This is a genomic window from Candidatus Protochlamydia sp. R18 (assembly GCF_000648255.1).
Lineage (GTDB): Bacteria > Chlamydiota > Chlamydiia > Chlamydiales > Parachlamydiaceae > Protochlamydia > Protochlamydia amoebophila.
This window is the reverse complement of record NZ_BASL01000634.1, coordinates 1-14949: the sequence shown is the minus strand read 5'-3', so window position 1 is coordinate 14949 and position 14949 is coordinate 1. Positions and strand designations below refer to the sequence as shown.

At 35.2% G+C, this 14949-nt stretch carries 14 protein-coding genes, 1 tRNA gene, 1 other RNA gene and 1 pseudogene; 9 read left to right on the top strand and 8 right to left on the bottom strand.

The features are described 5' to 3' along the window. Window positions 1–221: 221 nt before the first annotated feature. Complete coding sequence (locus tag TY19_RS02890) at window positions 222–422, top strand: DUF2992 family protein (RefSeq protein WP_052354742.1); 201 nt, start codon at window positions 222–224, stop codon at window positions 420–422. Next, entirely contained in the window at window positions 367–639 is a 273-nt protein-coding gene (locus TY19_RS26720; protein ID WP_079979209.1) for a MepB family protein, read from the top strand. The genes TY19_RS02890 and TY19_RS26720 overlap by 56 nt, the downstream gene beginning before the upstream one ends. A gap of 285 nt (window positions 640–924) precedes the next feature. Here TY19_RS26720 and ssrA read toward each other — a convergent pair. Next, window positions 925–1335, bottom strand: a transfer-messenger RNA (tmRNA) gene (gene ssrA, locus TY19_RS12640). Window positions 1336–1922: 587 nt separating this feature from the next. Between ssrA and ileS the strand changes: the two genes are divergently transcribed. After that, window positions 1923–5039 (top strand): isoleucine--tRNA ligase, encoded by a 3117-nt coding sequence (ileS, locus tag TY19_RS02880; protein ID WP_042279999.1) that lies wholly within the window; start codon window positions 1923–1925, stop codon window positions 5037–5039. 126 nt (window positions 5040–5165) lie between these two features. Further along, a complete protein-coding gene (locus TY19_RS02875; protein WP_011175045.1) occupies window positions 5166–5390 on the top strand; it encodes a type II toxin-antitoxin system Phd/YefM family antitoxin in 225 nt (74 codons plus the stop codon). Between the two features lie 168 nt (window positions 5391–5558). Here the strand turns inward: TY19_RS02875 and lepB are convergent, their stop codons facing one another. Continuing rightward, window positions 5559–7469 carry a signal peptidase I gene (gene lepB, locus TY19_RS02870; protein ID WP_042279996.1) on the bottom strand — a complete coding sequence of 637 codons (1911 nt, stop codon included), beginning with the start codon at window positions 7467–7469 and terminating at the stop codon, window positions 5559–5561. Between the two features lie 472 nt (window positions 7470–7941). Then, window positions 7942–8679 carry a hypothetical protein gene (locus tag TY19_RS02865; RefSeq protein ID WP_042279993.1) on the bottom strand — a complete coding sequence of 246 codons (738 nt, stop codon included), beginning with the start codon at window positions 8677–8679 and terminating at the stop codon, window positions 7942–7944. Window positions 8680–9224: 545 nt separating this feature from the next. Between TY19_RS02865 and TY19_RS02860 the strand changes: the two genes are divergently transcribed. Beyond that, entirely contained in the window at window positions 9225–9551 is a 327-nt protein-coding gene (locus tag TY19_RS02860; RefSeq protein ID WP_011175048.1) for a hypothetical protein, read from the top strand. 81 nt (window positions 9552–9632) lie between these two features. Here TY19_RS02860 and TY19_RS02855 read toward each other — a convergent pair whose 3' ends face one another. Beyond that, window positions 9633–9962, bottom strand: coding sequence for a hypothetical protein (locus TY19_RS02855; protein WP_042279990.1), 330 nt, complete (start codon window positions 9960–9962; stop codon window positions 9633–9635). 56 nt (window positions 9963–10018) lie between these two features. Here TY19_RS02855 and TY19_RS02850 point away from each other — a divergent pair, with 56 nt between their 5' ends. The 4 genes from TY19_RS02850 (at window position 10019) to TY19_RS11540 (ending at window position 13023) form a co-directional block, all read left to right on the top strand. Then, window positions 10019–10297 carry a DUF167 domain-containing protein gene (locus TY19_RS02850; RefSeq protein WP_011175050.1) on the top strand — a complete coding sequence of 93 codons (279 nt, stop codon included), beginning with the start codon at window positions 10019–10021 and terminating at the stop codon, window positions 10295–10297. Window positions 10298–10382: 85 nt separating this feature from the next. Next, window positions 10383–11942: a S10 family peptidase gene (locus tag TY19_RS02845; RefSeq protein ID WP_042279987.1), complete on the top strand. Its 1560-nt coding sequence runs from the start codon at window positions 10383–10385 to the stop codon at window positions 11940–11942. 56 nt (window positions 11943–11998) lie between these two features. Beyond that, window positions 11999–12071: transfer RNA gene (locus TY19_RS02840), tRNA-Ile, on the top strand. Window positions 12072–12753: 682 nt separating this feature from the next. Continuing rightward, window positions 12754–13023 carry a 4Fe-4S dicluster domain-containing protein gene (locus TY19_RS11540; RefSeq protein WP_148300622.1) on the top strand — a complete coding sequence of 90 codons (270 nt, stop codon included), beginning with the start codon at window positions 12754–12756 and terminating at the stop codon, window positions 13021–13023. 58 nt (window positions 13024–13081) lie between these two features. Here TY19_RS11540 and TY19_RS14040 read toward each other — a convergent pair whose 3' ends face one another. The 4 genes and pseudogenes from TY19_RS14040 to TY19_RS14030 all read right to left on the bottom strand — a co-directional run. Beyond that, a complete protein-coding gene (locus TY19_RS14040) occupies window positions 13082–13798 on the bottom strand; it encodes a cbb3-type cytochrome c oxidase subunit I (RefSeq protein ID WP_255346656.1) in 717 nt (238 codons plus the stop codon). A 220-nt stretch (window positions 13799–14018) separates the two neighbouring features. After that, window positions 14019–14522 (bottom strand): cbb3-type cytochrome c oxidase subunit I, encoded by a 504-nt coding sequence (locus TY19_RS14035; protein ID WP_052354738.1) that lies wholly within the window; start codon window positions 14520–14522, stop codon window positions 14019–14021. Then, window positions 14522–14776 (bottom strand): hypothetical protein, encoded by a 255-nt coding sequence (locus TY19_RS15180; protein ID WP_148300621.1) that lies wholly within the window; start codon window positions 14774–14776, stop codon window positions 14522–14524. The genes TY19_RS14035 and TY19_RS15180 overlap by 1 nt, the downstream gene beginning before the upstream one ends. Window positions 14777–14845: 69 nt before the next feature. Further along, window positions 14846–14949 (bottom strand): annotated as a pseudogene (locus TY19_RS14030) (transposase); the annotation flags it as partial.

Here is a 14949-nt window from a genome sequence, read left to right as displayed (position 1 = left end):
AAAACGTGCAATTTGAATGTGTTAGATTTCACAAAAATAGCATCATTTTGTGAAAATTGCTGTCTAACTGAATTAAAAAAAAGCGTAATTTTGAAACGAGAAATATGTTACTATCGAAAGTCATATAATGAGGATGAATTAAGATGGCTACAGTATGTAGAGCTAAAATTTGAGGAAGCTAAAGAAGTCAGTATTCAATTCAGCGGTTGAATCCAAAATGAGTGCAGCGAGAAGTTCATCGAGAAATGGAAAAAATAGAGGAAACGCCAAAGCCTTCAACTTTAGCGCAAGATTATATGCGAGAAGAGATTGAGAAGAAAAAGAAAGAGAAAAAAAACATAAGCGCCGAAAAGCAGGCTCGTAAAGATGAGCAATTTTCCCTCAAGCAAGAAAAATGGAAAGAAAAACATTGTGGTTATTGAACTAAAAGGCAAACGCCTCTTGAAGATGGTCCACCCAGATTTGCTATTAGCCGAAAAGCTTATCTATAAGCCATCTGGACTTGCCTTTCAGAATTCAAAAACAGAGGTTGAAAGTGCAGACTATGGAGCTTCTGAATTCACCATAAACAATCAGTCTATAAAATTTCGCATGGGAAAGATCACTTCGATAAAAGTTGGACAATTTGTCACTTTTTGAAAACGCATAGATAGGGGACCAATTTTGCCTTATGACTTTAACGATTCTTTTGACTTCCTTGTAGTCAGCGTGCGTGCTGAAAATCATCATTTCCTCAGTAAGTCACAGATGTCATAAGTGTCACGGATATAGCGGAAAAAGTAGAAAAACAAAATAGTTTTACGTTAGTTGCACTCAGTCTAGTGCGTAATTGAGCTTTACGCATTTAGAGTTTTCGACAAGATTTCTGTGATATAAGACATTAAAAATAAAAGGCTTCACTCGTAAAAGTAAAGCCTTTTATTTAATTGGAGGTGGAGAGAATTGAACTCTCGTCCTTGGCAAATTACGAATTGACCACTACATGCTTATCGTTCTGTAAAATCCCTAACTCCTATGCAGAACGCAACAATCGAAGTTAGTTTGCTTCATTTAATCTTGAAAACTTTTCCCTAGAAGCGGCGAGAAAAAGAATTCATACCAAGAAAATGACGATAGATTCTAAAACCCTCGGTCCAGTTTCAGACTATCGGGCTACCAAGACTGTTAGGTCTTACGCAGCAGCGGCAGCGAGAAGAGCCTCTTCTTGGGCTCTAGCTTCTGCAAAAATATTGCTATTGTTAGCATTTATTGTTTTACCGGTTTTTTTAGGAGGCCAACCGATATCCTCCGCATGCAATCAATTTTTCACTTCCTAGTCGAAACCGTAACACCCCCGTAAGTTAATATATTTATTATAACAAAATTGAAATGTTTTGAGAAGCATTTATTTTAGTCGGCATAAGCTTCAAAAAAAATCTTACATTTTTTATATAGAGCTTTTTACCTTGGATAAATTCATTTATTTGATAAGATAATCCTCAATAATACCCCTTGATTTTCCATTTACAAGGATAACTTTATAATTTCATCCTATTCAGGTTGAGAATCTACAACCATTTATAGAGCTATTTTGGAAGCTTTGTTTTTTTATTTGATTAAATTAATTTTCCTAAATTTTACCCAAAAGTTTAATGACTTAAAGCATTTAAACGATTAAAGTTTTAGCGATAGAAACAAATAGCGGAGAAATTAAGCAAATTCTCATCTTAAACCTGTGTTTATTTCCCAATTTAGTTTAGGCGAAAAGTAAGAAAGTTCTTTTATCGTTAGATGCTTTAAACGGATTCGGTTTTTTATCCCCTAAAATACTAAAAAATATTAAGATGTTTAAAGATATTTTTATCGGAAGCACGAAATTTGCTAATTCGACAAATATTATGAACCTAGAAATTGCTGATAAAAAGAAATTATAAGAGTTATTTATGTTCGAAGAAGTTTTGCAAGAGTCATTTGACGAAAGGGAAAAAAAGGTCTTGAAATTTTGGCAAGAGGGCCAGCTATTCGAAAGATCTGTCGAAAATAGAAAGGGTCAGCCTTTGTTTACTTTTTATGATGGGCCTCCTTTTGCCACGGGACTTCCTCATTATGGACATATTTTAGCAGGGACAATCAAAGATGTCGTCTTGCGTTATAAAACGATGAAAGGCTTTTGCGCTCCCAGGCGTTTTGGGTGGGATTGTCATGGACTTCCAGTTGAGAATGAAATTGAGAAAACGTTTGGACTTTCAGGAGCCAAGTCGATTGAAGAATTTGGGATTGCTAAATTCAATGAAGAATGTCGAAACATCGTTTTACGTTATACAGAGGAGTGGAAATTCACTGTTAATCGCATGGGACGTTGGGTTGATTTTAATCAAACTTATCGAACAATGGATCTTCCTTTCATGGAATCTGTATGGTGGGTATTTAAACAACTATACGATAAAGGCCTTGTTTACGAAGGGTTAAAAGTGATGCCTTTCTCAGCAAAGCTGGGCACACCTCTGTCCAATTTTGAAGCTTCGGAAAACTATAAGGAGGTTGATGATCCTTCTTTAACTGTGGCATTTCAATCAAGAGATAATTCTAATACCTATTTTCTTGCTTGGACAACGACTCCTTGGACATTAGTTTCTAATTTAGCTCTAATGGTGAGCCCCATGATCGAATACGCAGAAGTGCAAGATCATGTTTCAAAGCGAAACTACATTTTAGCAACAGAGCGACTCAAGGGATATTATAAAGATTCTGGAGAATACACAATCGTTCGTAAATTTCCTGGCAGTGAACTTGAAGGACAACACTATATACCTTTATTTGACTATTTTAATGATAGGGCTCATTCGGGAGCTTTTAAGATTATTTTGGAAGATTCTATTTCTGTTGAAGAAGGTACAGGAATTGTTCAAACCGCTCCAGCCTTTGGAGAAATAGACTTTTATGCTTGTCAAAAAGCCGGAATTGAACCTGTTTGCCCTGTCGATAACAACGGACAGTTTACAGATGAAATACCAGAATATAAGGGAATATTTGTTAAAGAGGCAGATAAAGACATTATCAAGCGTTTAAAGCAACAAGCAAAAGTGATTCATCAAGGAACTTGCCATCACCGCTATCCTTTTTGTCCTCGTTCAGATACACCATTAATTTATAAAACTGTTCGAACTTGGTTTGTGGCCGTTGAAAAAATTAAGGATCGTTTGCTTGCAGCTAATAGCCAAATTCATTGGACACCAGAACATATTCAGTATGGCCGTTTTGGTAAATGGTTAGAAGGAGCACGTGATTGGGCAATTAGCCGCAATCGTTATTGGGGAACACCTATCCCTCTTTGGCGTGCTCAAGATGGTGAAATCCATGTTGTGGGAAGCATTGAAGAACTCAAACAATTGACAGGAAACCCATTGACCGATTTACATCGCCATTTTATCGATGAGATGTCTTTTGAAAAAAATGGAAAGACTTTTAAGCGGATCCCAGAAGTTTTTGATTGTTGGTTTGAATCAGGTTCCATGCCTTATGCTCAGAATCACTATCCTTTTGAAAATCGAGAGTTATTTGAGCAAAATTTTCCTGCCGATTTTATTGCGGAAGGTTTAGATCAAACGCGTGGATGGTTTTATACTTTAACTGTTTTGTCAGCCGCATTATTTGATCAACCTGCAATGAAAAATGTCATTGTAAATGGACTAATTTTAGCAGAAAATGGGGCTAAGATGTCTAAGCGGTTAAAAAATTATCCGGATCCGGCAGAAGTAATTCAGCAATATGGAGCTGATGCTATTCGACTTTACATGTTACATAGCCCTGCTGTTAAAGCGGATGATCTTTCATTTTCAAAAAACGGGGTTGAATTAGTACTTCGCCAAATTCTCTTACCACTTTGGAATGCTTATACATTCTTTCTAACTTATGCAAGAATTTACAATTGGAAGCCAGGTAAGTTAGTTCAAAAGCCTGAACTGGCAATTGATCAATGGATTATTTCGCTCCTTAACAAACTTGTGCATGAAGTTGAACAGGGGATGGATGATTATGATTTATCTCGCTCGGTTGAACCCTTTGTGAATTTTGTCGATCAGTTAACAAATTGGTATATCCGACGCTCTCGCCGCCGTTTTTGGGACGATAAAGAAAGTCCGAACCGTACTCAAGCTTTTGAAACGTTATACTATGTTTTGATTGAGTTGACCAAAATTTCAGCTCCTTACGTTCCATTTATCAGTGAAGCTATTTATCAAAATTTACGTTCTCGTGACATGCCAGAATCTGTTCATTTATGTGATTTTCCCCATTATCAGCAATTGAGTCGACATGAAAAATTGGAAGCTGAAATGGAGGCTGTTCAAGTCACAGTTAGCTTAGGTCATGCGCTTCGTAAAGAGCATAAATTAAAAGTTCGTCAGCCGTTAGCGACAGCACAATTAGCATCTGCTGATCCGAAAGTTTTAGACTTTTTAAAAGAGCAACAACATCTTATCAGCGAAGAACTCAATGTAAAAGAGATTACTTTCAGTTCCAATGAAAAAGATTTTGTCAGTTTGAAAGCTAAACCAAACTTTCGAGTACTTGGCAAAAAAGTTGGAAAATTAATGAAACTTGCACAATTAACGATTGAACAATTTGGGCAAAAAGAGCTCACCGAACTTCTTAATCATCGATCTGTTGAAATTATCCTTGAAGGGCACCCAGTCTTATTGACATCAGAAGATGTTCAAGTGGAAAGAATTGTGCGAGAAGGAATTATTGCGGCAAATCAAGGGACTATTACGATAGCGTTGAATACAAATTTGAATAAAGAGCTTCTTTTAGAAGGATTAGCGCGAGAAATTGTGAATAAGGTCAATACGATGCGTCGAGAAGCTAATTTTGCTGTCACGGATCGCATTCAACTTTATATGCAAACAACCACACGAGTAATAGAATGCTTTGATCAGTATAAAAATTATATCTGTCAAGAAGTGTTAGCGACTGATGTTCAATTTGGCCCCTATGAAGGGACTGATTGGGATCTTAATGGAGAACCTACAAAAATAATAATTAAAAAATCTGAATATTAATTTAACAAATTGGTTGCCTTAAAACGCCGAAATTTTCTGCGTTAATACTAATAACATTTTAGTGTGTTAATAAAAAAACTGAATGATAAGTGATGACTAAATTCAGTATTTGTAAAAAGGGGAATTATGAATACATTAACAGCTGAAGAGGCAAGACAAAACTTGTCTGGACTTATTGCAATCGCTCAGCAAGATAATATTCAATTTAAAATTACATCTGAAGAAGGGACGGTCATTATTTTATCGGAGGAAACCTATCAGAACCTACTTGTTACTTTAGAGCTTTTGTCAACTCCTGGTCTTATGAATAGCTTTAAATGCTATCAGCAACCTTCTGAAGTTGCTTCTTAAATTTATGCTGAATGACAAATGGTCATTCAGCATCCATACTTGAATTCCGAAACTTTTGCTGAAAATGTAAATTTTAATGGCCTTCACCATTATCTTTAAATTTATTTGCTCAAGAAAGATAGAGTAAATCGGTGAAATTTTTTAAAAAAAATCCATATTTTGTCAATTTCATCCTAATTTTTTGAACACAGGTTTTGTTCGGCTATGATGACGAAATAACCACCAGACTAATCCGATCAAGCTTGCTAAACCCCAAACAATTAGTCTTGGAAATGTAAAAAGAGGGTAAGGTTTTTGATTTGGGAAACCCCAACGATCGCCTGGAGGCCAAAGAATAAGAGAGGGAGCACCTTGTAAATTTGCTTGCGGAATCGGGCCAAAAAAACGGCTATCTTGACTCATGGCGTGGTTATCACCTAAAACGAGATAATGATTTTGAGGGATTTTTAATCCAAATGTACGAATAAACTCCTTATCCAATTCACCAGAAGAGGTTAAAGGAGGTCCATAGTCTTTAAAAGCAATATAAGGGTTTGCTTCAGTAGATTTTTCCTCACGATTTTTTTCTGTTTGATGAAAATTTTGTAAAACTGAATCTTCTTTATCCAAAATTTTTCCACCCATAGCATATAAATCGCCTTCTCGAAAATACACATATCTATTAGGAAAAAAAGCTTGTTTAGCTTGATTAGGCTCTACTTGATTATTCATCTCAATGCCGATATTAAATAGCTTTTGGACGTTATTGGGTGTGAAATCATAAAGAGGATGATTAGAGGGCAGTGTTGTGGAAATACCACCCCAATGAATCTGCTGAGCTTTTCCATAATAAAATTCATATGTTCCGTTAGGAACATTGGGAAACGAAGGACTGTGTTGAGAAGGAGATTTCTGATTTTCAACTCGATAAGGTACTCCTTTTTCATTTTGAACATGAAAACGGCAGGTGTACATATTATCCATAAGAGCTTTCAAATGTTTTTCTTCAAGAGGAATTAATGTGGTAAAACCTTCAATTGATGGTCCATAAAAATCTGAAAGAATGGGTAAAGGATAACTAAGGCTAGGAGTATGTCTTAACTCTAAGTAAAGAATTCCTTCTCCAAAATCTTTTAAAGAAAATGTTGTAAACTTTTCTATCTGATCTTTTGTCAATAATCTTGCGATGGCGATGTTGCGAATTCCCCATAAATCACTATAAGTTTCAATAGAACGGTGTGCTTTTTTCTGAGCAAGAGGGTTGTCTTTAATCCATTCTCTACCATTGAATACCTCTCCTGCAATAGATTGACGCATAAATCGATAACGTCCAACATTTAGAGAGAAATGGCCGAATGCGACTTGATTAATCATTTTCAGTTGAGAATCTTGAGTATAAGCTCGCTTGCCTTCAAAGTTTGTAAAAGGAATATGATCTAGTTTTGAGAGATAGGGACTATCTCGTAATTCTTTCAAATCATTGCCATCTTGATCTATCCCATAAATTTTACCTCCGTAAAAATACAAAATATCTCCAGGTTTACCCATGCACCTTTTGATATAACGTTTGGTATAAGGAAAAATAGTCATGAAGGTAGAGTCAGAATCGAGATGAGAAATTCCATCACCAGACCAAATTACCACACTTGTTCTTTGGACAAGGTTTGGATCAAAATAAAAATGATTAGTCTCCAATGGTATATTTAAACCGAAGGCTGTTTTTGTGACAGAGAGATGATCTTGTTCTTTAAAAGTTGGGCGCATAGAGCCGGTGGGGATTTCATAAAGCTCGAACCACATTTGACGAACTACAACAGCAATTAATAATGCAATAAAAATGGCTAAACCAATTTCCCAAGTATAATCTAGAACGCTCTTTTTAAAATGTATTTGAGTAAATTTTTCAGTTTCTTTCGCGAAAGCATCTGCTTTTAATCGATCTTCTTTTTGAATGGCTTTGTCAAGAGATTCTAAGAGAGTTTCAAAATGAATTAAATGATCTGCAGAGAGTTGCTTTCGTTTTTTCTGATAAAAATTATAGGAAGTTTTTAATATTTGGTGAGATTTCGCTAAGGAATAAGGGCGAGGTTTACTAAACATATTATTCGATTTGTGAAGTTTAAAATCCAAAGATGATAACCGATTCGCCAACAAATGACAATGTTATAAATTGAAGTTTAAAAAATATGTTTGCGTTTCGCAAAGTTTAATTTGGCCTCTTTTTTATGTTTTTAATTTTTTGGTTATCAATAACTTAGAGTTTAAAAAGGTTTGGTAAATACTTGTATGTGTTTTGTTTACCCTTTTTTAATAAAAGATTGAAATTAAGAGTGTTTTTTTGTGGAAAAAGTGTTTAAAACTGTCGATAAAAAATTTGTTTAATGAGTGAAATTTTTTTTCAAAAAATTTTCTTTTCAAAAAAAATATATGCGATAATTGAATTAATCAATTAATATTTAAAGGATTATGTAAATCAAACGAAAGTTTGTTAGTGATCAGATTCCAAAAGCTGAGAAATATTTTTTTCGATGAAAAAATTGTTGATAAGTATACGCCAAATTAACCGCCCTGGTCAAGGATTTAAAGCAGGAAGAGGTGATTTTGGAGATATGAGCTGCGTACCAGAATCAATTATTCTAATTTTAGCTTTACCAATCACTCCATTGACTTGAAGCCAGTAAGGGAAATAAGAAGGATACTGCTGATTATCTACAGGTAAATAAATTTCGATCATTTTGCCTGATAGCTCACTTCCATCTTTAGGCCATCTGGTACGCCAAGCATTAAAGCGAACATCTTTAATGATCGAACCATTGACAATCATACGAGGTTGCCATACAGGTCTCCAATCCGGCCCAGAATTAGGCTTGGGTCCGATTTTTTTACGAGCTTCTTGAGGAATAGGAGATAATTTCAAATTGAGAAGAGTCGATAAAAAATTATCAGCATCAGAAATCGCGTACCAATCATTTTTAGAAAAAGAGTAGTAACGAATCATACGTCCAGTTTGCAAATTAATTTCATACATCACCCAAGAAGTATTTCCTGGAGCATATTGTTCTACCCATTTTTTCCAGCTTAATTGCTTAGGTTTACGACAATCGGGAATCGCAATCTCTTCGATGGTAAGAATATCATCTTGTTTATCGTAGATATGCATGAGTGTATCAGTTTTATTTGAAGAAATAACAAGATAGTCTCCAGGCACCGCTCTTTGTAAATTTTTGCGTAACTGTAAAATTTCACTAGCTAAAATCGGCTTCCAGCTTATCAATAAGCAGATTAGCGTTAAAAAGATTTTGTGAAGCATTTTTATTCTCCATCTATGCCTGAAAGCTTTTATTTTAATAAAAGATTTGATTTATGATAAATTACCAGCAATAAAACAATAAAGCAATATAGTATACTAGTATTTTTAGTATAGGATTAATAAAAAATTCAAAAAGTTTGTGAGAGTGCCCCCTAATATTCATCTAAGAACGTACCTGAATTGAAAATATATTAAAAAATTCTCTACAAGTTTTTTGCGAGGGCTATTTATTTGAATCCTATCTAACATTTTAATTTATTTAGCTTTAAGGATAAAAATTTTAGGAATGGAAAATGGTAAAAAGTAAGGAAAACAAAAAATTGCTTTAGCAGTTGATTTTATTTTTAAATTTAACCCATTGTTTAAAAACCGTAAAATATTCACATAGTGCTTAAGATAAAAAATTCAACCCCTGAATTAAAAAATCTTAACCTGCATATAAGTACGAGACATAAAATAATTTTAAGGCTTAGTTTTTATGAATCAATATTTTCTAAAAATGGTATAAGTAAGATGGCTTTCAATATTTCTCAAGGAGAATTTTTATGTTCAAGCAATCAACAAAATTTTTACTCTTTTTTTTAATAGTTTTTGGCTGTACACATGCAATCAATCCTGAAAATTCTTCAGAAATTCCTTATATTGATAAGCGACTTATTGAACTCAAACAGCACTTAAAAGAGTTACAATCGTCTGAATTTAATGAAGTAGTGACAGGGCAAGAATATATGATTGCAGATTGGTCAGCTTACGAAAGAGAAATTCAAAAATTTAAACAAATAAAAGAGCTCGAGCGTGACCTTCAAGATAAAATTGAACAGCTGGAAAAAAGAAAGCGAGAATTGCTAAAGCAGCCTAAAAGCAATCAATAAAAAGATAATAAACTCTTTTAGAGAACTTTATCTGATGTTTTAAAGCAAAAGGAAGTTTATGCCAACATAGTAAAAGTAAATTTAAATTTTGTTTGATTCTTGTTGTATGTCGTGAGGTAAATCTTCAATTATAGAATTTTGAATATGTTCTATAGGTAACTCAGGAAGCTGAAGCAATTCTTGTTTCCTTTGCTGATTTAAAAACTTTATTAAATGTTTAAGAGCGTAAAGCTCTTGGAAAGACCAAGCAGCTAAAATTCCGAATAAAAGAAATCCAATAGCACCAGTCCATCCAGGAAGCTCTAATGGACCAATGGAAAGAGAGATATCCCAAAACAAACGGATCAAATTGCCAACAGCAACAAAAGTAATAAATGTACAGCTTACTAAAAGAGCATTTTTATTTTTCATGTTTCATTCCTTAAATAAAGCATCGGAAACTTAACTTATTATAATAATGGTTATAAATGTTTCAACAAACAAATCGAGGAATCATTATTAAAATCAAAGTCATTCCTCTTGCTTCTTTTTCAGAAAAAGTCGGATGGGAAGGGGATGAATTAAAAATACGACTGGCAGCCATTCCCGATAAAGGCCAAGCAAATACAGAACTCATTCGTTTTCTCTCTTCCTTATTTAAGATTCGAAAAAGTTCTATTCAGCTTATTCAAGGACAAACGAGTCGACACAAAAAAATTTGCATTCAAGATATTTCATTGGAAAGGCTTCAAGTGTTGCTAGCTTGAAAGGAAATGAAGGACAACTTTTTCTTATCTAAAACTCCCATTTTTAATAGACTGATTGCTACCAATTTCTAACTAGGAGCCCATAGTGAGAAAAGCTATTCATTGTTTATTGATTTGCCTGAATCTATTAATCTTTCAATTCCACTTATCAAGTGCAGAAGCTAAGAAGGTTAAAGCTCAACCGGAAGCTTCTAAATGTTTAACAACAGAAGGATTTACCGAAACAACGCATGAGTTAGTTATTAATGGCAAATCTATTGCGTATAAAGCTGTTGCAGGAACCCTTCTTCTTAAAAATGAAAAATGTGACCCCAAAGCGAGTATTTTTTTTATCAGTTATATGAAAGAAAAAGTTACTGATTTGAGTCAAAGACCTATTACGTTTTGTTTTAATGGAGGACCAGGCTCTTCTTCAGTATGGTTGCATTTAGGAACTTTTGGCCCTAAAAGGGTTGCTTTGACAGATAACGGCGATGCCCTACCTCCTTATCATCTCATTGACAATGAATTTTCTATTTTAGATGACACCGATTTGGTGTTTATTGATCCTGTTTCTACAGGATTTAGCCGCGCTATTCCTCCAGAAAGTGCTAAAGACTACCATGGTGTGGAAGAGGATATCAAATCAATGGCTGAATTTATTCGAATTTATATTACTCAATATCATCGATGGGAATCTCCCAAGTTTATTGCGGGAGAAAGCTATGGGACGACAAGAGCTGTCGGATTGGCTGGATATTTACATAAGAATTATTATCTTAATATTAACGGTCTGATTTTGGTTTCCTCTGTACTTAATTTCCAATCGATTGATTTTAATGCTGGAAATGATCTGCCTTACTTATTGTTTTTACCAAGCTATACTGCAACAGCTTGGTATCACAAAAAACTTCCTCCTGACTTGCAGCAGCTACCTTTGGAAAAAGTTCTTAAAATAGCTCGTGAATTCGTCGATAATGTTTATGCAAATGCTTTATTTAAAGGGGATTTACTTTCTAAAGATCAATACCAAAAAGTAGCTCGTGAAATTGCTCATTTGACAGGTCTTTCGGTCGATTACGTAGAAAAAAGCCAGCTCCGTATCGACATGATGCGTTATGTTAAAGAGTTGTTAAGAAACAATAGACGTACAATTGGAAGATTTGATAGCCGATTTTTAGGAATTGATATTGATGCCGTAGGGGAATACTTCGAATACGATCCGAGTATGGATGCTATTTTTGGAGCTTTCACAGCAACGCTCAATCATTATATTTATAATGATTTGAAATGGAAAGGGGAGAGTCATTATAAAATTTTAACGGATGTTCAACCTTGGAAATATGGGAATGGAAATCAGTATTTAAATGTGGCAGAAACTCTTCGAAGTATCATGACTAGAAACCCCTATCTTCGTATTTTTGTCGCAAATGGATGTTATGATTTAGCAACTCCATTTTTTGCGACCGAATATACATTTAATCATTTAGGATTAGACCCCTCTTTTCCAAATCGCGTAATGATGACTTATTATGACGCTGGTCATATGATGTATATTTATCGCCCTGCTCTTATCAAATTAAAAGAAGACTTGGCGAAATTTTTTCGAATAACCTTAGAAGCCCAAGAAAAGGAACTCCATACGAATGATTCAATTAGTCATTAGAAAAACTTGATTTTTGTTTCGAAGAATGTTATTTTTTATTGTCTTACTCTTTACTTGGGGCAATAGCTCAGTGGTTAGAGCAGCGGACTCATAACCCGCTGGTCGTAGGTTCAAATCCTACTTGCCCCACTTTTTCTACCTATACTTCTAAGCAGGTTTTCGAGCTTTACGCAAATGTTGCGAAAACCTCATTTTACGCAATCGACCACAACAAACCAGCGCAATTCAAAGCAATACTTCCTTTTATCGACCGATTTTTCTGAAATCTTTTCCTACTTCTCCATTTTTCGTGGGAACAATGGGAATTCTGGGAACGCGATTCCTTTCCATTTCATTTTCAGCAAATTACAATTCATTTAACCGTTCCCATACCACTAAAAACGTCATGAGATCGATGGGAACGTCGAAAAATTCTCTTTGTCGGCAAAAGCCGACCAAATCATGCAAAAAACAGTCAAATCTTTCTTGAACTGCGTAATAAGTGCGTAAAAAACTGCATATCTTATAGCTCAAACATACTTACAGGCTGATATTTTGATTGATATTCGGCGGAATGCAGGTCCGATGTTCTGGTTTTTTGCCATTTGTGCTAGTGTACTATACTTTATTTATCGAACGCTATATTAGAGAAACCGGTTCAACGACTATTATTCTTGCCCCTTTCACGAAATTTCTTCTCATTCGCGATCTTTGCGTAGACAAAACCTCGATGTTTGAAGACCTAAAAACAATTTGAGGATGGATTTCTGTTGATGGCACTCAAGTTACCGGGCAATTTGGACCACTCATTAGTCCTGAACTCCAAGAAGCGATGTATGTTCTTTCGACTTGTATGACATGCGGATGTTGTGTGGAAGGCTGTCCACAAGTGAATGTCAAATCAGCCTTCATGGGACGTGCTGTCATGTCGCAGATTCGTTTTTTCAATGACAACCCTACAGGCAAGATGGAAAAAACTGAACGAATGCGAATGGTGCTTGGTGAAGGGGGAATAGCTGGTTATGGCAATGCTCAAAATTGTGTTCGTGTTTGCCCTAAAAAGATTTCCCTAACAGAATCGCTTTCCATCATAGGTCGATAAGCTTCTAAGCAAGCGATCAAAGATTTTCTTAGCTTACCCGACGCCGGGAAATAATCCTTCAGGTCTGACTTAATTTTGTTGCGTCACTTTTGCGTCCATACATATAGGTAATAAAAATCGCGCTAACAGTAGGAATTACACCTACTACAATAAATAGCGCATCTGCTCTTAATCGGATCCATTCCAAAGTATGGAAAAGTCCACTTATAATAAAATTTAAGCGCCGAGCATGCCAGTAACCGTTCACCATTGAGTCATATAACTGGAGAAGACCTGAAGGAAAAAGATCGACTATAACCATTAATGCCAATTCAATGTTAAGGTCCCAAAAACCAACTTTGATAAGGTTTTGGATCTTTTCCCAAATCTGTTCTGTTTGAATGTAACGCATGCAGAACAAAGAAACTGCTATTGCAAGCATGCCAAACACTCCGAACATAGCAGCATGGCCATGATTTGGAGTTAAGTTGGTCCCAATCTCAAAATATGAGATAATCGGTAAGTTGATTAAAAAGCCAAAAACTCCTGCACCAATAAATTTCCATATTCCCATGGCAATCAAATAATAAATAGTCCATTTTTGTTTATCTGCTAATACATTTCCACATTCATCACAACGCACCCCAGAAACACGAATAAAATCCCATGCGTCAACGGTCAACAAAGTCAATGGAACAACTTCCATCGCAGAAAAACATGCTGACAAGGTCATTTTTACATTGGTTTTTCCAGTGAAGTACCAATGATGGCCTGTTCCGATCACTCCAGATCCCAAATAAAAATGATGTTTAAATAAATCAGTCTTTTTGCAGTGATCAATTTCGTCACACCCATTTGTACGAACATAGCAGCTGTCAATACCGTGGCAAATACTTCAAAGAATCCTTCTACCCACAAATGAATGATCCAGAAACGCCATATTTCTATAACTGTAAAGTGCGTGTGATGGTGATAAAATATAGCAGGAATATAAAAGATAGGGATCGCTGCCGCGGTTAAAAAGAAAAGGATGCTGAATTCTTTAAGCTTTGAGTTAGAAAAAGCTGGACGTAGAACTCTAAAAAGAAGCCATAACTAAAAAAGAAACCAGAGATTAAAAGATATTGCCAAATGCGTCCTAAATCTAGATATTTCGATCCCTGATTGCTTATCCAGAACCACATATCAGATGCTAATAAATTTTGAGTACTCAAAAATTCACCTGTCATGCTAACTAGAACCATTATCAAAAGCCCCCAAAACAATATTTGAATCCCAAGTTTTTGATTTCGCGGTTCTACACCGCCCAACATTGGAGCAATAAAGAGTCCTCCAGCTAGCCAAGCTGTTGCAATCCAAAATATTGCAAGCTGTAAATGCCATGTTCTTCCTAGGCTATAAGCTATCCAATCGATAATCGTCAGACCATAAAAACTTGACTCTACACGATAGTGAGCAACTAAACCTTCAAATAAAGTTTGAAGTAAAAATAATATTGCGACGATAACGAAATAGGGCATTAAGGCTCGTGTCCATCACTTAAAGAAGATGTTTTAAGATGTGTCTCATGAACGTGTTGAAACTTTTGCTTAGAACCCCATCCAAGGAAATCGAATGTTCCAAAAAGGAACAGCATTAATCCTATGGCTCCTAACAAAAATATCAAGCTCATAGCGCTCCAAAAATAAGCATCGGCACAAGGGTAATTGCCTATCATGGGATCGTAAGGGAAATTATTTGTGTATGTACAATTTTCATTTGGACGATTAGTCACTGCTGACCAGCTAGTTCATGAAAAAAATGTTATCAAATTTCTAAAATCCTCAGGATTTTGAATATAGTTTTTTGCTAACCCCGCAAATACCTTATTTCGCGAAATTCTTTTATGATGACATACTGCTATTGATGTAGAATCAATAAAAGCTATTCCCGTCACTTTACCTTTTC